This window comes from Paenibacillus sp. LT-B23, assembly GCF_059417685.1.
In genome coordinates, this window is sequence record NZ_JBSQBM010000006.1 from 224,873 (window position 1) to 245,568 (window position 20,696).

General features: G+C 43.5%; 16 protein-coding genes. 4 read left to right on the plus strand and 12 right to left on the minus strand.

The features are described from left to right. Nucleotides 1-42: 42 nt before the first annotated feature. From ACWXW9_RS10340 to ACWXW9_RS10355, 4 genes are all read right to left on the minus strand, one after another. Complete coding sequence (locus ACWXW9_RS10340; RefSeq protein ID WP_494929333.1) at nt 43-1,227, minus strand: M20 metallopeptidase family protein; 1,185 nt, start codon at nt 1,225-1,227, stop codon at nt 43-45. A gap of 50 nt (nt 1,228-1,277) precedes the next feature. Further along, the gene (locus ACWXW9_RS10345; protein ID WP_494929334.1) at nt 1,278-2,003 is read right to left on the minus strand and encodes a FadR/GntR family transcriptional regulator; all 726 of its coding nucleotides are present in this window, start codon (nt 2,001-2,003) and stop codon (nt 1,278-1,280) included. Nucleotides 2,004-2,247: 244 nt separating this feature from the next. Further along, complete coding sequence (locus ACWXW9_RS10350; protein ID WP_007432293.1) at nt 2,248-2,418, minus strand: hypothetical protein; 171 nt, start codon at nt 2,416-2,418, stop codon at nt 2,248-2,250. Between the two features lie 19 nt (nt 2,419-2,437). Next, entirely contained in the window at nt 2,438-2,632 is a 195-nt protein-coding gene (locus ACWXW9_RS10355; protein ID WP_279835103.1) for an H-type small acid-soluble spore protein, read from the minus strand. 199 nt (nt 2,633-2,831) lie between these two features. On the opposite strand from ACWXW9_RS10355, the gene ACWXW9_RS10360 reads away from it, so the two are divergent. Continuing rightward, complete coding sequence (locus ACWXW9_RS10360; protein WP_075154800.1) at nt 2,832-4,019, plus strand: macrolide family glycosyltransferase; 1,188 nt, start codon at nt 2,832-2,834, stop codon at nt 4,017-4,019. 75 nt (nt 4,020-4,094) lie between these two features. On the opposite strand, the gene ACWXW9_RS10365 is transcribed toward ACWXW9_RS10360, so the two are convergent. The 5 genes from ACWXW9_RS10365 to ACWXW9_RS10385 all read right to left on the minus strand — a co-directional run bounded on the left by ACWXW9_RS10365 (nt 4,095) and on the right by ACWXW9_RS10385 (nt 9,832). After that, nucleotides 4,095-5,510, minus strand: a complete 1,416-nt coding sequence (locus ACWXW9_RS10365) for a glycoside hydrolase family 32 protein (protein ID WP_494929335.1) — start codon at nt 5,508-5,510, stop codon at nt 4,095-4,097. Nucleotides 5,511-5,593: 83 nt separating this feature from the next. After that, on the minus strand, nt 5,594-6,421 hold the full coding sequence (locus tag ACWXW9_RS10370) for a carbohydrate ABC transporter permease (RefSeq protein WP_025723176.1): 828 nt from the start codon (nt 6,419-6,421) through the stop codon (nt 5,594-5,596). Continuing rightward, nucleotides 6,421-7,305: a carbohydrate ABC transporter permease gene (locus tag ACWXW9_RS10375; protein ID WP_028541756.1), complete on the minus strand. Its 885-nt coding sequence runs from the start codon at nt 7,303-7,305 to the stop codon at nt 6,421-6,423. Before ACWXW9_RS10375 ends, ACWXW9_RS10370 begins: the two co-directional genes overlap by 1 nt. Nucleotides 7,306-7,364: 59 nt before the next feature. Then, a complete protein-coding gene (locus tag ACWXW9_RS10380) occupies nt 7,365-8,690 on the minus strand; it encodes an ABC transporter substrate-binding protein (RefSeq protein WP_494929336.1) in 1,326 nt (441 codons plus the stop codon). A gap of 164 nt (nt 8,691-8,854) precedes the next feature. After that, nucleotides 8,855-9,832: a LacI family DNA-binding transcriptional regulator gene (locus ACWXW9_RS10385; protein WP_494929337.1), complete on the minus strand. Its 978-nt coding sequence runs from the start codon at nt 9,830-9,832 to the stop codon at nt 8,855-8,857. A gap of 490 nt (nt 9,833-10,322) precedes the next feature. Between ACWXW9_RS10385 and bglS the strand changes: the two genes are divergently transcribed. Both bglS and ACWXW9_RS10395 read left to right on the plus strand, forming a co-directional pair. Beyond that, nucleotides 10,323-11,036, plus strand: coding sequence for a beta-glucanase (gene bglS / locus ACWXW9_RS10390; RefSeq protein ID WP_023990437.1), 714 nt, complete (start codon nt 10,323-10,325; stop codon nt 11,034-11,036). 768 nt (nt 11,037-11,804) lie between these two features. After that, entirely contained in the window at nt 11,805-14,654 is a 2,850-nt protein-coding gene (locus ACWXW9_RS10395; RefSeq protein WP_283653431.1) for an alpha-amylase family glycosyl hydrolase, read from the plus strand. A 402-nt stretch (nt 14,655-15,056) separates the two neighbouring features. On the opposite strand, the gene ACWXW9_RS10400 is transcribed toward ACWXW9_RS10395, so the two are convergent. Then, nucleotides 15,057-15,416: a hypothetical protein gene (locus ACWXW9_RS10400; protein WP_404581469.1), complete on the minus strand. Its 360-nt coding sequence runs from the start codon at nt 15,414-15,416 to the stop codon at nt 15,057-15,059. Between the two features lie 85 nt (nt 15,417-15,501). After that, on the minus strand, nt 15,502-15,903 hold the full coding sequence (locus tag ACWXW9_RS10405; RefSeq protein WP_028541752.1) for a VOC family protein: 402 nt from the start codon (nt 15,901-15,903) through the stop codon (nt 15,502-15,504). A gap of 1,366 nt (nt 15,904-17,269) precedes the next feature. Between ACWXW9_RS10405 and mprF the strand changes: the two genes are divergently transcribed. Then, nucleotides 17,270-19,915: a bifunctional lysylphosphatidylglycerol flippase/synthetase MprF gene (mprF, locus tag ACWXW9_RS10410; RefSeq protein ID WP_494929338.1), complete on the plus strand. Its 2,646-nt coding sequence runs from the start codon at nt 17,270-17,272 to the stop codon at nt 19,913-19,915. 524 nt (nt 19,916-20,439) lie between these two features. Here the strand turns inward: mprF and ACWXW9_RS10415 are convergent. Next, on the minus strand, nt 20,440-20,691 hold the full coding sequence (locus tag ACWXW9_RS10415) for an RNA polymerase sigma factor (protein ID WP_494929339.1): 252 nt from the start codon (nt 20,689-20,691) through the stop codon (nt 20,440-20,442). Between the last annotated feature and the right edge of the window lie 5 nt (nt 20,692-20,696).

Here is a 20,696-nt window from a genome sequence, read left to right on the forward strand (position 1 = left end):
ATATTGCCACACAGCTGCTTCTGAGCGTCTCAAACCCGATTTTTATTTTGTCTTCAAAAAATTCAGCGCTATGGCCGACATCATGGCTACTCCATAAGGCAGTACCGATTCATCCAAATCAAACTTGGGATGATGCAATGGATAGCTTGTATCTTCATCTCCTCTCCCCGAGCCCAACCGGAAGAAAACACCGGGTACCTGCTCACAATAAAAAGCGAAATCTTCCCCGCCTGTTGATGGTTTGATGTAGTTCCACTCCTTGGAGCCAAACAGTTGCTCACTCGTTTCGGTCATCAAATCGACCATATCCGAATCGTTCTGCACAACCGGGTAGCCATGCTGATAATTTAATTCATACCCGGCCCCGAATGACTCACATACCCCACGAACCACCTGTTCAATTAGCTCAGGCATTCGACTGCGCAGTTCCGCAGATAAAGTTCGAACGGTACCGATCATCTCTACTTCAGGTGCAATGGCAGCTCCCATATAACCGCCACTAATTTTACCAATCGTAATGACAATGGGCTCAAGTGGATCAACCAGACGGCTTGGAATATTTTGCAGAGCAGAAATAACCTGCGCGGACACGACAATTGCGTCTATCCCCTCATGTGGACGAGCAGCATGGCCACCTTTGCCTATAATTTTAATCGTTAAGCCATCTGCGGATGCAAAAGCCACCCCTTTGCTGACCCCAAGTGTTCCTGTCTTCAAACCCGGGAACATATGTAGTCCTGCCATCGCATCTACTTTTGGATTTTCCAACACACCGTCATCGATCATAGCCTTGGCCCCGGCCAAACCTTCTTCAGCCGGTTGAAAGACAAATTTGATATTTCCTCTTTCAGGCCGTTCCAGCTCTGTAAGTAACTGCGCGGCTCCCATAAGTATTGCGGTATGGGCATCATGCCCACATAAATGTGCCTTTCCCGGAGTCTGTGACCGATAGGGAACCGCTTTTTCATCCTGAATCGGCAAAGCATCCATATCTGCCCTTAGACCGATGGTAGGACCCGGGCTTTTTCCTCGTAACAGACCCACAACCCCGGTTTTCCCTACCTGGGTTGTTACCTCCAATCCAAGGCTACGTAAGTGCTCAGCTACAATGCCCGACGTACGAATCTCTTCATAACCCGTTTCAGGATGGAGATGAAAATCCCTACGCCAAGTGATCAATTGCTCCTGAAGCGGTCTAGATAAAGCCAAAAGCTCATGTATATTCATGTTTTCACCATCCCTGCTCAAATCGTGTTCTTTTTCCTGTAGGACACCGTCTAGCCTTTTGCAACCAATCTTGCATAAATGGCATCTGCAGAATGTCCGATATGGTGCTTCATCACTTCCCGCGACTTCTCAGCATCCCGTGCCCGAAGTGTACTCAGAATTTCTGTATGGACGTCGTAGTTCACCGTCCGAATCTGATCATCATAGGGCATGAGATCAAGTGCTGGATTAATTTTGGTTCGAATCTGTCTAACAGCAGCTTCACAAAATGGGTTGCCCGATGCCTTGGCAATGGCCAAATGAAACTTGACATCCAAGGCCCGAAACCATTCTCGGGTGCAGTCCGCTTCAATACTCTGATCCAGATAATGCTGAAGCAAATCCAGTTCATCTGTAGTGATCCGCGTAGCCGCTAAAAAAGCCCCCTCTGGTTCCACAATCATCCGATATTCAAAGACCTTCAGCATATGCTCCCAATCTTTTGCGATTTCTACCCGAGTACGTTTATGAGAGTTTGCTGTCACGGGAAGAACAAAGGTCCCTCCCTTGGCACCTACCCTCTTCTCAATGAGCCCCTTGGACTCCAATTGAGATAACGCCTCACGGACTGTAATTCTGCTGGCATTAAATATTTCTGCGAGTTCCCGCTCTGTCGGTAGTTGCTCCTCGCTAAGCAACTCTTTTAGAATAATAGCCTCTTCCAACTGCTCTCTTATAAAATCACTCACTTTTTTAGCTGATACTTTTTCAAAGCGCAGAGGAGATGGAATTAACATATCAACACTCCGATCCATAAATCTTTAAGGTCTAAACCTTATACCTTTTTCAAGAACAAAAAAATAATCTGTTATTATCATAATACCTAGTAAACCTATATGCAATACTTTTTTAAAAATATTTATGATGCTTTCGAAACAATAAAAAGAAGCAGCCCCTTACAGAGCTGCTAAATCTTTGGTTATCCTTATGCATCATATAAAAAGCACGCAACAGGTTATCCTGTGCGCGCTCGGTCATTCTCTATTTCTCCTCCAACTCATCCGGTACATCGTATTTATTGATATGTGAGGTCATTGCTGCAACTGCTTCGCTGGCATCCGTCGTGGCCGGCACTTCTCTAACCACATCATCCGTCTGGTCACGAAAATTCAAACGGTCTGCCTCGACTACTTTCTGTTGATTTGGTTTCATTTTTCATATCGCTCCTTTCTTATTCCAGTACCTGATCTCGTTCTGTTAACGTGTACAAAGGTACTTCCCGTTCCTCTTCTGGATTGCTCAGCGCATAAATGCGTGCCGTCTCACTCTGCTCGTTCACATGCTGAATATAAATGGGTAACCCATCACACAACACATTCGCCATTATGGAAGAGGACGCTATTTCTTGCGCTCTTTGAACATTCATTTAGAAAAAACCTCCCTTGCTAAGTAGAGCTCCCCCTTACTATGCACGAGGTAAATATTTGTTATACACATTTCATGCCAACATGTGTTTTATGATCATGAAAGGATATCATTTGAAAAAATAAATATTATTGTTATTATTGATTGAGAGATTCAGTGAAAACTGCGATCTTAATTGTAGAGAAAAGGAGTAATGATGAATGTTAAACATATTAATGGTTAACTTTCCGGCAGAAGGACATGTAAACCCTACGATCGGGATGACGCAAGCCTTTGCAGCACGAGGGGACCAAGTACATTACATTACAACTGAGAAATACAAGGACAGACTCGAAGCCGTTGGAGCAACGGTTCACCTGCATACCGATCTGATCAGGACTGCTTCTATTGATTCCAGTACTCCGGCTGGGTTGAGTGCATTTATGAATATTCATATTCAGACTTCGATGGACATATTAGCAATCACTAAGCAACTGTCTGAAAGCACTGATTTTGACTTTGTATTCTATGATAGATTCGGAGCTGGCGAGTTAGTTAGAGACTATTTGAAAATCCCTGGTATTGCTTCATCCCCATCTTTTCTGATTTCAAAGAATCGGATGGCTACCAATCTCTTTCGCTCTAATGGAAAAGAGCCATTTCAACTTGATGAACAGGCCACGACCTCACTACATCTCATGAAAGAAAGATTCGGTGTTGCTCCCAAAGATATGGTTCAATTTATGAACAATACAGGGGCTCTAAACGTTGTATACACCAGCCGATATTTTCAACCAGACGCTGACAGCTTTGGTGAAGAGAATCTCTTTATTGGTCCCAGCTTCCCAGAACGCAAAGGGGAAAATTCATTTCCTTTGGACGCACTACAAGATAAAAAAGTTCTGTATATTTCGATGGGAACGGTTTTGGATCATGTTGAGGACTTTTTCAACACCTGTATTGAAGCTTTTTCCGATTTTGAAGGTATCGTCGTGATTGCAGCTGGCGAGAAAGCTGACTTTACGAAAATCAATCCAGCCCCAGAGCACTTTATCATCTCGCCCTATGTTCCCCAATTGGAGGTACTACGTCATTCAGATGTATTTATTACTCATGGTGGAATGAACAGTGTGAATGAAGGGATTCACTTTAATGTACCCTTGGTTGTACTGCCTCAGGACAAGGATCAGCCCATGGTCGCGCAGCGGTTAACAGAACTTCAGGCTGGCTATCGAATAACCAAAGACCAAATCAATGTCCAATCGTTAAGAGGTGCCGTAGATGAGGTAATGTCGAACGCGGCGTATAAAGAGGGCGTACAAAAAATAAATGATAGCTTCCAGCAATCTGGCGGTACAGAAGAAGCCCTCGCAAAAATTGATGCCTATCTTCAAAATAAGCTTGTGTAAATCACACGATTACAATTCTACAAAAAACAGGAGCCCTGACCATCAATGGTCGGGTTCCTGTTTGTCATGCATTTCCTATGTGGATATATCCCACTTCTGAAACGAAGCAATCGTACACTTTCCGCTCGCGAACGCTCGAATGCCCGTAGATTCCACTCCCGGATACACTCTTCCTGTGAGGACGTATTCACCATCGCCGATGAATATTTCCACCGAGCTTTTATCGACAAAAACCCGAAGCTCCAGACGGCCCTCGTTTAAGCCCACAGGCACTCTTCTCTCCCCGCCTGGGCCTATACCGGCACGTTCTCGGTTGAAACGGAACAGACCGTCATCGGGACGGTACGACAGTACAGTCTCCTCTTCACTACCCACCCGCAGTTTCAAACCGAATTCATCGGTGTTACTGGCCTCAAACTCAAATACGACCTTCAGTTCGTAGCTATCTCCGCGCGTGTCCATAATCTGCTCACCTGTCAGTAAGATATTCCGCTGCTCGAACAGATTGCATCGGTAATTCTTTACCTCTTCAAGTGGACGGAACAGCAGCCTGGCGCCGTCGATAACCACTTCCCGCGGAAGACTCATCGCACCAGCCCAATGGTGCCCCTGCTGGGTCGGCATCTCCGACTCCCACATATCCATCCATCCGATGACGATACGCCGCCCTTTATCATCCAAGGTTGACTGTGGGGCATAGAAATCGAATCCGTGATCCACCTGAGCATACCGCTCTGCCGTAAATGTTCCTTCAACGGAATTGAAATCACCTATACCGTACATGGTGGAATGCAGATTGCGGTAAGCCTCCCCCTGTGCAGGCATGCGCTGCGGGGACAGCATAAATACGTGCCGACCACCGAGCGGGAACAGATCCGGGCATTCCCAATTATCGCCAAAGCGTCCGTCACTCACGGCTAGTACATTGACATACGTCCAGCTTTTCAGGTCTTCAGAACGGTAAAGCAGTACAAGTCCGTTCCCTTTCGCATCATTAGAACCGAGAACGGCGTAATATTGACCTTCGTGTCTGAACACCTTAGGGTCACGGAAGTCTTTACGGCTGATCGTGTCCGGTATGGCGTCATAACCGATGACCGGGTTGCCCTCCCACTTTTCGAACGTTACTCCGTCTTCTGATACTGCGATTCCCTGCGACTGCTTGTAATCCTGATCTTTGTCAGGCCCGGTTACAACATGTCCGGTATACATCAGGACAAGCTTCCCGTCCTGCTCAATCGCACTGCCGGAGAAGCAGCCATCCTGGTCGAACTCACCGTCCGGTGCCAAAGCAATCGGCAGATAATCCCACTTCATAAGATCGCGGCTGACTGCATGTCCCCAGTGCATCGGTCCCCATACTGATTTATACGGGTAATGCTGATAGAACAAGTGATACTGCCCGTTATATTGAATGAAGCCGTTCGGATCGTTCATCCAGCCGAATTCAGCCATTAAGTGGTAGTTCAGGCGATAATCCGGCCGAAGCATATGCTTCGATTGGGAAATAAATTGATCTGCACGCTCTCTCGTATACGCTTTAGTCTGTTTGATAAAGCATCCTTCCCCTGCAGTTATTTAATCGAACCTTGCATAACACCCTGAATAATATACTTCTGGGCGAACAGATAGATGATAATGATCGGAAATATCGTCAGTACCAAACTTGCCATCAATGGACCATAATCCACTGTATAGGTTCCATAAAAGTTGTACGTGGACAATGGAAGTGTCCTTTGCTCCGGATCGACCAGAATGAGGGAAGGCAGCAGAAAATCATTCCAGATCCACAGCACATTGAGAATGGAAATGGTGGCCGTCGTGGGCATCAGTACCGGAAACACGATCCGGAAGAATGTCTGAAACCGCGTGCATCCGTCAATTAGCGCCGCTTCCTCCAGTTCCTTTGGAATACTCTTTACAAAACCATGATAAATGAAGACGGCCAGCGAGCTGCCAAAACCGATATACATATAAATCAGCGACCACTTACTGTTCAGCAGATCAAGGGACCCGTAGATTTTCACCAATGGAATCATGATAGCCTGGAATGGAATGATCATGGATGCAACCATCAACATAAATGTATATTGGTTGAACTTGGTGTTGTTTCTGACAAAATAATGAGCCGTCATCGCCGCGAACAGTGAGATAAACAGAACACTTAACACCGTTATGACCAATGAGTTGGTGAAGGCAGCAATGTAATTCATTTTATCGAATGCATTCATATAATTGACCATACTGAAGCTCTCTGGAAGCGATAACGGATTTGAGGTGATGGCCATGTTTTCCTTGAACGAATTGATCAGCAGAAAGACGAACGGTACGATGAACAATATGAGTATGACTGTCAACACAATGAATTTGATCACGGAGGAAGCAACTCTTTTTCTTGCCATTACGCCTCCACCTCCAACTTCTTGCTAAAATAAACCTGAAGCAGAGTGATGAGAGCAACCATCAGGAACAACACGAATGCTTCTGCCTGCCCCACACCATAATCACGGGAAAGGAATGCCTTTTCATACACATGCATCGACACCATTTGAGTACTGCTGAACGGCCCACCTTTCGTGAGCGCAAGGTTCACGTCATAGACCATAAAACCGCGCTGCAGGGACAAGAATATACATACGATGAAAGAAGGAACCATCAAGGGCAGCACCATTTTCCGCAGTCTGGTCCAGCTGTTTGCCCCATCAATGCTTGCGGCCTCCATAATATCATTCGGGACACCGGTCAATCCCGCGATGTAAATGACCATCATGTAACCTGCGTTCTGCCACACGGTTACAATCACGAGTGCCCAGAACGCTTTGTCGGGATCAGCCAGCCAAGTCGTGCTGAGCGACTGTATGCTGGCATGTTGTCCCAAATAGACAAGCACGTTGTTGAATATAAACTGCCATATAAAACCGAGTACAATGCCGCCGACAAGGTTGGGCAGGAAAAATCCCGCCCGGAAAATACTCTGTCCTTTTAACCCTTTTGTCAGCACATAAGCCAGCATAAAAGCGATCACATTGATAAGAACAACGGTATAAAACACATACTTAAGCGTCAAGCCGAACGATTTCCAAAACTCAATATCTCTAAAAACAGCCAGATAGTTTTGGATGCCAACCAGCGATAGTGTGGTGGAAATACCATCCCAGTTTGTGAACGTCAGATAGATGCCGTACAAAAATGGAATGATCATTACTGTTATGAAGGCAAACAAGGTTGGTCCGGTAAACAGCAGCCGCGTCCGCAGCCGATTCCATACTCCTTTTTCCGCAATCATGATGATCCCTCTCTTTGTCCCTGATTTCTCTCTCTATTCCGGGTAATTTGAAAACAACCTTATTTTGCGGTCTTCCAGTAGTTTTCGATTTCTTTAACCAGTGTTGCGCGATCACCCTGTTTCGCCAGATACTTTTGCATGGAAGATCCTGTCTTGGACCAGTGGTCGGCAGGCAGCATGCTCATCGACTGCTCTGACTTGCCTTTTGCGATATAATCCTGGATGGACTTGCCAAGCGGATCGGCCGCAGGCAGTGTAATATTTTTGAACGCCGGGATAATGTTTGCTTGGTTCACGAGGAAATCCTGGCCTTTCGCTTCATAGACGATCCAGTTCAAGAACTTCTTCGCCGCCTCTTGCTGTTCTGGAGTAGCCTTCTCCTTGTCAATAACAATGCGCTTGGATACAGCAGACGAAATCTCCTGATTGCCGTAGTCATCGGCATTGTTGCTGATTGGTACAGGCAGAAAACCATATTCTTTGTTAGCGGTATCAAAACTGTTGATTTGCGGCCATGCCCAGTTTCCCATGAACCAAATGCCAACTTCACCTTTGCCGAGCAGTTCCGGTCCGCGTTCATAAGTTCCTGCTAGCGGAGAAGCCTGATCGATATTGTATTTCATCATGACGTCGAATGTATCCATAAGTCCGTTAAATACAGGATTATTAGCCAAGTCCGCCTGGCCCGCTTTTAGTGACGCCATGAATTTGTCCACTTCAGCCATGTCTTTGCTCTGGCCTGCATAAGCAAGAGGCAAATAATGAGCGCCCAGGGACCAGTCCATTGATGAAATCACCAGTGCTTTCTTTCCGGATGTCTCGATTTGCTGAAACAGTTTTTCAAGGTCATTTCGGGTTTTAATTGTGGTGGGATCAAAGCTTCCGCCTACCGCTTTATCTACAACGGCTTTGTTGTAAATGAATCCGTAGCCTTCAACAGCCAGCGGAAACGCGTAATTTTTACCATCAAATGTCGTAGCAGTGGTAGCGTTTTCAACAGTGTCCGCATTCCACTTTTCCCCACTTAGATCGAGGATACGGTCCTTGAATTTCTCAACATCACCTGTATCTAGCATGATCATGGCCGGCGGGTTTCCTGATGCATACAATGCGGAGGCACGCTCAAAAGGAGAACCACCAGTCGGAACCGGCTGGATTTCAACAGTAATGCCCGGATTGTCTTTCTGGAACGCCTTAGCGGCTTCCTCCAGCTGTGGAAGGATTTCGCCTTTGGAGTTCAAAAGCGTAATTTTCACATTTTTCGAATCCCCTGATCCCCCTCCAGAAGCCGAATTACCTTCTCCTCCGGAGCCACTGCATGCAGACACCACCATAACCAAAAGAAGCAGCATTACCATCCATTGAACTCTTTTGAATTTCCTCATTGTTGTCATCCCCTTATTTATATAATGGCTCTGAACACTTAAATAAAACGCTTACAAACGGATTATATGTCAAAGGTTTAACTTGTGTCAATCGTTTGACATGTTGAATTTTTAACATGTACTAAAAAAAATCTGTTCCCCTTGTTAGAGGAACAGATTTTCATTCAGGTCGTTGCACGCTCAATTAGTTCAACAGGCAGCAGATTGACAGGTTGTACCTGCTCCCCTTCCGCCTGCCTGCGGATCAGCTCGACCGCCAGTCTGCCGATGTCTGCAATCGGCTGTCTTACCGATGTAAGTTCCGGCGTCAGCCAGGAAGCAACGCTTACATCATCAAAGCCTACAATGCGCACATTCTCTGGCACATGCCTTCCAGCGCGAATATATTCTTTCAGCGCAAAAGCGGCAATAATATCACTTGTTGCGAACACTCCATCCACATCCGGATGTTCATGAACGAGTTTTGAAATGATTCGCTCGTACTCCTTCTGATCGAACACATTCAAGTCTGTTTGAACGATCACATGCTCGACACCATTCCTGCCCACGACATCCCGGAATGCTTTGGTCCGCTCATTGGACAGCATGTTCAGCTCCAGATTTCCGCAGATATGCGCAATTTTCTGGCAGCCTTTGCGAATGAGCAGCTCCGTAGCCAGCTCGCCTCCGCGATAATTATCCGAGGATATGTAAGGAATATACGGGTCGATCTGCCTATCAAACGTCACGATCGGTGAATTCAAATGTCGGTACTCTTCTACTTCTAATGTATGGCTACCCATAATGATGCCATCTACCCGGTTCCGCTTCAGCATATCGATATACACTTTTTCCTTCACGGGATCCATATGGGAATTGCACAGCAGGACCTTGCAGTTTTGCTGATAGGCATAGAACTCGACCTGATTGGCAAGCTCACTGAAGAAAGGATGCGAGACATCGGGAATAATCAGGCCAATAATATTAGACTGCTTGCGCAATAGGGATCGTGCTATTTCATTCGGTTGATAATTAAGTTCCTCCATTGCGTCGAACACTTTTTTGCGTGTAGTTTCGCTGATATATCCCCGGTTGTTCATTACACGGGATACTGTAGTGACTGACACGCCCGCTTTTAATGCTACATCGTGAATTGTCGCCATAATAACCTCTTCCCGCACAAAATAAATACATACAAACTATACTCTCTCCTCATCATTTCAACAACCTTACATAACGGAAGGCCTCAAAATGACCGTAAATGTTAGGTGACTGAACTTTGCGAATCCCAAATTAGAGGTTACAATTGCTCTAAACCATAATGGTAGCAAGGCCCCCTTAAAAAGGTCTTGCTATCTTTTCTTTAACCATCCTTCTTGGATTCAACTTCCCCGACGTAGGGGCTCTAGTTATCGGGGTGAGTAGCGGCCTAGCGGTGCATTTTTAAACCACAACTTGATAAAATTTAGGTTTTTTTAAATTATGTTTCAAGCGTTAAGTTTGCTATAGTCTACGCCTCAATTTCAAGCTACAATGAAGATACCAAATATGGAAGCGTTTTATATTTTTCCGGTAAGCCGGTCAATACTTGAAATAATGTATCATTGTCAGCCGTTTCTTTCATGTTTGGTCAATCTTTTATGGAGGTGTAAAATGAAGAAAAAATCTTGGTTTACTTTACTGGCAACTGGAATTGTCTCTCTGTTTTTTTCGGTAAGCGTTTATGCGGGGAATGTTTTTTGGGAACCACTTAATGGTTTCAATTCTGGTGCATGGCAAAAAGCGGATGGATATTCCAATGGGAACATGTTTAATTGCACTTGGCGTGCCAATAATGTCAATTTTACGAACGATGGCAAAATGAAGCTTGGCTTAACAAGTTCTGCGTACAATAAATTTGACTGCGGAGAGTATCGATCGACGAACACTTACAGATACGGCTTATACGAGGTCAGCATGAAGCCGGCTAAAAATACAGGGATCGTATCTTCCTTTTTTACGTATACGGGACCTACTGATGGCACGCAATGGGATGAAATAGATATTGAATTTTTAGGCAAAGACACGACAAAAGTGCAATTCAACTATTATACAAACGGGGTCGGTGGTCACGAGAAGATTGTAGATCTGGGCTTCGATGCATCAAAAGGCTTTCACACCTATGCATTCGATTGGCAGCCAGGATACATTAAGTGGTATGTTGACGGGGTTCTAAAGCATACGGCAACTACAAACATACCAAGCACGCCAGGCAAGATTATGATGAATTTATGGAATGGCACTGGCGTTGACGACTGGCTAGGTTCGTATAATGGAGCGAATCCGCTATACGCTGAATATGATTGGGTAAAATACACGAGCAATTAGCCCATAGTACCAAAAGCAGCCCTGTAGTGGCTGTTTTTTTTGATGATGCATTCGGCCATGAATAAAATCGCTGGAAATCTATTCAAAGCTGGCGATCACCGATGCGCAGCTGAATATAATCAGGTATTTAATAAATCCCCTGTTTAACCCATATGTTTGCGGATGGTTAGCATTTTCCTGCTTCAATTACTTTAAAGATACCAATACAGGAAAGGGGTCATGTAACTCCAATCGGTTTATAACTCAGGAACCAACTTTAATGAAGGGAAGTCAGACAACAAGTATTACGTTTGAAGGAATCATCCCCGGTTCAGCTTCAAGTTCAAGCTTATATTGCTGTCCATTCCACCTTAGGATACTCACGCTCGCGTTTTCTATTTTCTTTCCTGACCATATACTGCTTATTGACATCTGCTTAGCGACTCGCTTTGATACATTAACATGTGCCTTTCAAGGCTTTTTGGACGTTGGCTTCAATTATGAACAGGCTAGCTTAGGTTTGAAATATGTTCCTAGCAATTCATTGACCAGTAAAAGTATGGATGATATAATCATAAAAGGAAAAAATCATTGGTATAGAGCCATGCGTGAATGGGCTTTTCTCATAATTTCTTTTGTAAGCGCGTACAATGATTATTTTCCATATATACCACGGAGGAGGCGATCAAAGAATCCATTTTATCAAAATAAATGTCTTCTTTTTTTTTTATTTTTAATGCAACCGGTTGCATTATTTATTCCACTAAATATTATCAGGAGGTTGTTAACTTGCTAGGAAAAAAAACTGGGAGTTTTATTTCTTGGTTGATTATTTTGTCGCTTTGCTTCAACTTCTTCGGTTTACCCGGCGTAGCTTCGGCCAGTAGCACCGATTATACAGCCACCTACACGAATTCCACAGCGACTACCCTTCCCTCTACAACCGCTTCGATCACGTCTACCGTTACCGCAACGTATGCACCTACCACAATACCTAAATCAACTCAAACTGGGTTAACGGTTCACTTTAAGAAACCTTCAAGCTGGAATTCAGCGATTCGAATCCATTACTGGAATCTGAATCCGACAACCGTTCCGATAAGCGGAGCGTGGCCGGGAATCCTGATGAAGTCGGATGGAAACGACTGGTACAGCTACACCATTGCCGAGGCCACAGGCTCAAGTCTCATCTTTAATGACGGTAGCGGCAAACAGACGGCCGACTTGTCCCGCAGTGTGAAAGAGGGCTGGTATTACACAGATAACACATGGTATGATACCAGCCCGGAAATGCCTAAAATTCCGGCGATTTCCGCCTCTCCTGTACCCAAAACATATGATTCGTCCCAATCGGTGACGCTTTCCAGCACCAACAGTGACGATAAGATTTACTATACGATAGACGGCTCGACACCTACGACATCCTCTACCTTGTATACCTCTCCAATCCAAGTTGCTTCCTCTTTGACCATTAAGGCCTTCGGTGTCAACTCAATCGGTCAAACTGGAAATGCATCCTCTTTCGCTTATATGATTGACCTGAATTCAGATCTGCAAGCTCCGACAATCACAGCGAATTTGCCTACCAGACATTCCGATTCCTCGGTGACTGTATCCTTCAACCTAAATGATAACAAGGCGGCAACGACCAAGGCATACTACACGGACGATGGTACGGAACCAACCATAAGCTCGAAAGTATATATCCTCGGCAACGCTATGGCCGGATTAACCGGACCGTCCATCCTTATTTCCAAGACCACGACATTAAAATTTCTCGTTATAGACGGCGCTGGCAATCAAACCAAACAAAGCTTTGTTTATAATATTGGAAATAAAGGTGATTTTCGGGAAGATACTATTTACTTCGTGATTACTTCCCGGTTCTATGACGGTGATCCGAGCAACAACATGCACGCATGGGATGATGCCAAGGCGCGTAATCCGGATTCGGACCCGGCTTGGAGAGGGGACTTTAAGGGGCTGATTCAAAAGCTCGATTATATCAAAGCCCTCGGATTCAGCGCCGTCTGGATTACACCTGTTGTGCAGAATGCCAGCGGTTATGATTATCATGGTTACCATGCAATAAATTTCGCCAAAGTAGACCCAAGATATGAATCGGCGGGAGCTTCTTACCAGGATTTGATCAATGCGGCCCATGCCAAAGGGCTGAAGGTTATTCAAGACATCGTTGTCAATCATACCGGTAATTTCGGTGAAGAGAATCTGTACCCCATGTTCAAGAAAGATCCGGCTAAACCGGATACGGCTAACAACTTGGTGAAAACTACGGATAAGCTGCCGTCAAACTATGATACTATGACACCCGATCAGCAGTATCAGGCAAGGCTCGCTTTAATGAAGAACGCGGAAACGAACAATAACATTTACCATACAGAGAAAAGCCTCTCCTGGGAATCCTATACTGTTCAAACTGGTCAGATAGCGGGAGATTGCGTGGATTTGAACACGGAAAACCCTGCAGTTAACGAATATTTAATTGATACCTACAATCACTATATAGACATGGGTGTTGACGCTTTCCGTGTCGATACGGTGAAGCATGTGAGCCGGTATATTTTCAATAAATACTATATTCCTGCCTGGAAGACAAGAGGCGGCTCGGATTTCTATATTTTTGGAGAAGTAGCCACCCGTTACAGAGATGTCTGGAACAGTGGAATTCCGGCGATCTCGACGCCATTCTATACTTGGAAAAGCTCGAAATCGTATCCGGGCGATGGAAAGAATGATTACGCCTCCAATAAAGTGTCGGTTGAACAAGAGTGGGCGGACAACTCTACTACAGCAGGACAGCCAACCTCGAACAATGCTCTCTTAAACGGAAATACCTATCATACGCCTGACTATTCAATGAAATCGGGCATGGATGTGATTGATTTTCCGATGCATTGGGCATTCAAGACCGCGCAGGAAGCATTCAATATGAGAAGTGGCGATCAATACTATAATGATGCTACCTGGAATGTAACCTATATCGACTCGCATGACTATGCGCCCGACCAGGCTCCGGAAAATCAAAGATTTGCGGGCACACAGGACACTTGGGCCGAGAATCTCGATCTGATGTTCACCTTCCGCGGAATACCCGCTATCTTCTATGGTTCCGAAATCGAATTCCAAAAGGGGGCTGTCATTGATCCGGGTCCAAACGCACCGCTAAGCAAAACGGGACGGGCATATTTCGGCGATCACATGGAAGGCAATGTTACAGTACAAGATTACGGCAAATACACAAATGCTACCGGCACGCTTGCGGAATCGCTCAACCATCCTCTGGCCAAACATATCAGACAGCTTAATTTAATCAGAAGAGCTGTTCCCGCCTTGCAAAAAGGACAGTATTCCACAGAGAATGTAACGGGCAATCTGGCGTTTAAGAGAAGATATACCGACAGCGCCAAAGGCATTGACAGCTTTGCATTGGTCACGATTTCAGGAAACGCCACATTTACCGGAATTCCGAACGGAACCTATGTGGATGCGGTGACTGGTAATTCCAAAACCGTTACTGATGGCAAGATCACCCTGACATGCTCCGGCAAAGGAAACGCAAGGGTATATGTATTGAATGGCAGCGGTGGAATTGGAGAAACGGGAACCTATCTGAAGTAAACGGCAGTATGTCTTAGTTAACTGAAGCAACCTCAGTTCGGTATTGCACCGTGCTAAGGTTGCTTCCAATTAAAAAGTATATCCAAGAGAGAGAGTCAGGATATTGCTCTGGACTAAATTTTTAACGGATGGGAGTGAACCAAGATGCACCAACGACAGCTTCTATGTGCGTACATTCCTCCGTATATTTAATGACCAACAACCATCAAGTATTAACGGGTTCTGGCCGGTCATCCGGATATGTTCTACTGCATACAACGGGTACAAGCGTTAGACCAAAAGTACCTAAAGCATATGATAATTGAGGATGTCCTTCATGAATGTATAATGCTATTGCCATAATAATGATAGGCAAAACTGTAATACAATCATTATAGTTGTTTCCTCCATTTGCATTGTATTTCACACACGTTTCTTTAACAATTTTTTCAGCTGTGTGTTCGGGTCAGCAAAAGACTGAATAATCTCCTTCATACCTTCTAGAACGTTTTTTGAAGTTGTTAGATACAAATCTATTACTTCCGCAGGCCAGCTGTTAAAGTTGGCCGTGATTTTTATAACTTCTGTTCTTAAAGAAAAAGCACTTAAATTATTAGGGTCTAATCCCGCATTATTAAGCAAATGGGTCAATCCATGCACAAGTTCTACTCTTGAGCGAACGAGATTTTCAAAAGGATTGAAAATATCTAATATATCCCTTAGCTTAGGGATAGCCCAGGTGATTTGTATAAATTTAACCCACGAATTTTTCCTTCTAAGCAACGATTTTGATTTGAATTACGGATATGAGATTATAGGGGGTGTAAAAAACGCCGGTGACCTTAAGCAGGTGACCGGTGTTTTCATATTAGCGTTTCGGCATTTTGCTCTCATCCATGTACAGCAGGTTCCAGCGGTGACCGTCCAGGTCGGCAAATCCTGCGCCGTACATCCAGCCGTCAATTTCACTCGGTTTGCCAAAGATGTTTCCTCCGGCAAACTCTACTTTTTGAATAAAGGCATCTACTTCTTCTCTGCTTTCAGCGCCAATGGAAAATATTACTTCTGCGGTATGGGAAGTATCTGCGATTTTTGAACCTGTAAATTTCTCAAACGCCGCATCCGGGAACAGCAGAATCGTTGTTTGGCCTATAGCAAGCTTGGCTCTCTCGTTACCAACGCTAGCCGCATGTAATCCAATCTCATTGAAAAAGGCAGTTGACCTCTCAACATCTTTGACCGGCAGATTAATCCAGATCTCCTGTGACATGGCTGTAGCCTCCTGGAATATATTTTCAACTACTCCTACTATACTCTACTTCTGGCAGCAGAAGCGAATCTTATAAAAGAAACCGCAAGGTATGACATTCCTGTCATTCATTCTGCGGTTTCCTTAGTAAACTTATTTACTTGACTGCTCCAGCATCGTCTCCGTCAAGGTATCGATTTTCGCATCAAAGTAATGACTCTCTTACAACAATTCTGCACTCTTCAAGTTCTTCGGGATCCGTATCTAGGTAAAGAAACTTCCAGTCAGTTGGGTATATTGAATGCGCATGCTGATAATGGATAACCAAAGGTGTCACTGAAGCAAAATCATATATTTTCAAAGAATCTGATTTTAGGGGCATCATCGTTCTTCCCTTTAGCTTATAACTATATTTATTGGCAATAAGATTTTTTATATTCAAAAAACAATAAAATATTCGAGTATTAATAAATTGAATACGATTCAGTCAAGAATATATTCAACTCTTCATGCGTAGTTAGAGCTTTCACACTGAATTCCGTCTTTTAACCGAGATGGGGGGCGCTGAAGCTTAATCATGGAGCTTGCAACTGGAGCACTTGCGTAGGAAGCCCTGTTCAACTTTAACGGTGGAGAGTCTTAGCGAAAGAATCTCCATTTCAAGTTATTACTTAGTTATACAAATTCTTTAGATTTTCTTTAGAAATATACTCATTAATTCCTTAGTTTTTTTTATTATGCTTTCTGAAAGAAAAAGAGAGAAGTTCAAAATGGTCAGTAATAACTTAATAAATCTAATTAACACTATGCCTATCTATTCTTATTTCGCCCTCTCTCTGAGTTCTTTTAGAATACAATCCCATATGAAACTACATCTAATATCCTCGTATCTGGCCCACGGTAAGGATGAAGCGTACGTAGCCACAATAATTGAACATAAACCCGCTTGCATACTCCCATCAACAATGCCGATCGTACGGAGTTGTTCATAGAGATTGCGCTAGGTGTAATCATCACACAGTACCCCGCAGGCAGCTTATTCACAGCCACTGCTAACTGAACCAAGTAGTTTGCTTGCTAGGCGGATATGGAAGCTATACTTAACCTGCTAGTTTATTTTGCTGACGCTATTTGTCCTAGCAACGCGGTTTGAATGAAAATGCTAACGGTTTACTGCTGGGTTCCTCCCCAAGAGTACTGATGGCTTGGGTCACGGATGAAGATCTCCTTCATTTACTGGATCTAATTAACCACCGACCCCGAAAATGTCTGGATTGGAGGACCGCTCACGAATCTTTCACAGAAGTCCTGTCGCATTTGGTTTGACAATCCGTCTTGTATTAAAAATATCGATATTATTTTGTCCGAAGGTGGAGTCGACGACACAATGAGAGAATTGCTTCGAAAGCTTAAAATTTTACAGCTATTTATGGCTTTGTACCGTGCTAAAATTATTAGGATACTGATTCCTGTAGCTGTTTTAGTCATTATCTATGTATATGGAAGACACGAAATTCAGAATATTAACTTAGCTAAAATTATTCATGAATTACGCATGATGCCCGTTCATGTCGTTATTCAATTGATCATTGCTTCTTTTATAGCGGTATCTGTAATGAGTACTTATGATTATTTAATACGAAAACAATTTAAGCTTGATATCAATTGGAAAACGACTTATCGATATGCATGGATAGCCAATACATTTAATAATATGATTGGGTTCGCTGGTCTTACCGGTCTAGGACTACGTACATTGCTGTATAAGAGAAGTGGCGTTCCTATGAAAACAATGGGAGCTGCTGCACTCTTTTTATCGCCTATCGTATTAGTCGGTCTATCTTTACTTGGCTGTCTTGTACTGGTCGGTGTTTTTCCTGTAGAACCTATTTTTGAACAACTTCCTTGGCTTCGTATCGGTGTATGGGGAGTTTCATTGTACTTACCGTTCTTCCTATTAATGCAACGATCTTCCCTGTTCGCCAAATGGTTTCATAAGGGCGATGGCAAGTTACCTTGGAAAGTAGTCATCGCTTCTCTAGGTTCCTCTGTTCTAGAGTGGGCTTGTGCAGGGGCATTATTTTGGTTATTCACTTTTTATGATCTGAATCATTTACCGTTTGCCCCGGTATTCGGTGTGTATATTGTAGCAGCAATTGCAGGGATTATTAGTATGGCGCCAGGTGGTATTGGAGCATTTGATCTGATCGTGTTGCTTGGACTTCAGACATTAGGTGTTGATCCATCACGTGCACTAACGATTTTGTTATTGTTCCGCATTTTTTACTTTGTAGTTCCTTGGTTGATCGGTCTTGTGCTAGCTACGTTTGAGATGAGTCCGAACAGTAAACAAATGCGTGAAATGATTACAACTAGTCTGGACGCTTCACGTAACACATGGGTCAAATTCTGGGGCTGGCCTTCTCATTTCGGTCTACTTAGTGATCTAGGAGCATGGGCGCTTGGAAAGTTAGTATTCACCAGTGGTATCATATTACTACTTTCTGCGGCTACCCCAGGCCTAATTGCTCGCCTACGTGTTATGGAACATGTGTTATCTTTACCTATTATGCGTTTTTCAAAACAGTTATCTGTGACTATCGGTATTATGCTTATTGTCGTATCACGTGGTATTTCAATACGTACTCGTCGCGCTTACATATGGACGGGAGCATTGTTGTTAGCAGGTGCTATCTTCACATTTGCCAAAGGGTTCGATTACGAGGAAGCTATTATTTTACTTATTGTTGCATTGGTGCTATGGATATCTCGGGCTCGATTTAACAGTGAAAGTGCTAGTATTTCTTTACGTAGTATCTGGATTTGGGCGTTCCTTGCTTTTATCTCATCGTTATCGTATTACGTTATTGGTACACATATTCATCCAGCTATTTTGCGACATCTACCAATGCGTGCTCAACAATGGTTTTTGAACCCGCATGAATATGCAGTGACGGCTCTTGTTGGATTAATCGGTGCTTTAATTTTAATGGCATCTATATTCACATTACGCCCGCATCGCTACACAGGAATACGTCCAGATGAGGCGGGTATAGAGAAATTAACTCAATTTATTGCCAAAGAAGACGGTAATCTTTTGACTCATCTTCTCTATCTAGGAGACAAAAATTTTTATTGGGCGCAAAATGATCAAATTTTAATTCCCTATTCTCGAATGCGTCACAAATTAATTGTACTTGGCGACCCAGTTGGTAATAAAAATCTTGTCTCTGCTGCGATTCAAGAATTTCAGAGGTATGCGGATCAGTATGCATTAACCGTTGTTTTTTATCAAGCAACACCTGAATATCTATCGATCTATCATGAGAATGGTTACAAATTCTTCAAACTAGGCGAAGAAGCTTTGGTTCCTCTAACTACATTCACATTAAGTGGGAAAAGTAAGCAGAACTTGCGAACTGCTAAAAATAAATCAAGTCGTGAAGGCCAAATATTTGAAGTGCTTGCCCCACCCTATCATTCAGAATTACTGTCTGAATTACGCCAGATTTCGGATGAGTGGCTAGGCGATCGTAAAGAAAAAGCTTATTCTTTAGGCTGGTTCAACGAAGCGTATATTCAGCGCTCTCCCTTAACATTGCTTCGTAATGCTGAAGGTCACATTTTGGCTTTTGCAACATTAGCTCCAGCTTATGACCAAAATAAAGTGATCTCAATTGATCTGATGCGCCATTTGAATGATACACCGAATGGAACGATGGATGTGTTATTTGTACGTATAATTGAATGGGCAAAAGAACAAGGTTATTCTTATTTCAATTTGGGTATGTCTCCGCTCTCCAGTGTGGGTGAAAATCAGAATGCGCATCGTGAAGAAAAATTAGCTCGGCTGGTGTTCCGATATGGTGGGCACTGGTATGGATTTGAGGGATTACGCCGTTACAAGGAAAAATTCTCACCTGAATGGCAAGCAAGATATTTAGCTTATCCGGCAGGTATGACACTTCCAATGCTTACGCTGGATCTTGTCCGACTGGTATCTCGTCGTCCAGAACAAGTAGAGCTTCTTTAACCTTCAGAATAAATTCTTTGGATAGGCTACAGTTACGTGGACTGAAAAAATGAGGGCAGTAGAATGAAAGCAATAACCAAGGAGAGAATCTCTGGCCCTGGTCGGAACTGAAAGTCCGTATTGCATGCCAATGGTGGAACGATTAGGTTATCTCAACGAGTAAGTAATCGATTTATACATCCATGATCTTTTTTTAATGTCAATGCGGTTTTCTCCCGAAACGTTCTTTGCTCTCCTGGATCTGCAGTAGCCAAGTTAACTTTGTTATCTTTGTTATTTTTCACGGTTAGATATTGGGAAGACTAAGGTGGTCACTTGACCACCTTTTTAATGTTTTGACTTAACTATTCTGCCTTCACTCTTCTAGACATAAAAAATTTGGTTTATTGTATTAGATAACAGATAAACTAGAGGTATTTGTTGGATCAATAAAAAGAAATTTAAGGATCAGAGCTTGAAAAAAAGCTCTTTCAGCAAAAAGAATACTGTCAGTCCTACTGCTTATTAGGTTCTTCCCAATCAGTTCATGAAATATATCTTAATTTAATATGTTTAGAAGCTCTGTACAGCGACGACTTCACGGCAGCTTCGCTCTTTTTTAAAATTTTTGCTGTTTCTTTTATGGAGTATCCTTGGACTAGGCGCAATTCGAGTACAGTCCTTTGCTCGTCATTACTTATCATCAAAAGAATTCGCTCGACTTCCTCTTGAATTACAAAATCGAGGGTATCCCAGTGATAATCAAATAGTTCTCTATGTGAAGAGTATTCTCTCATCTTTT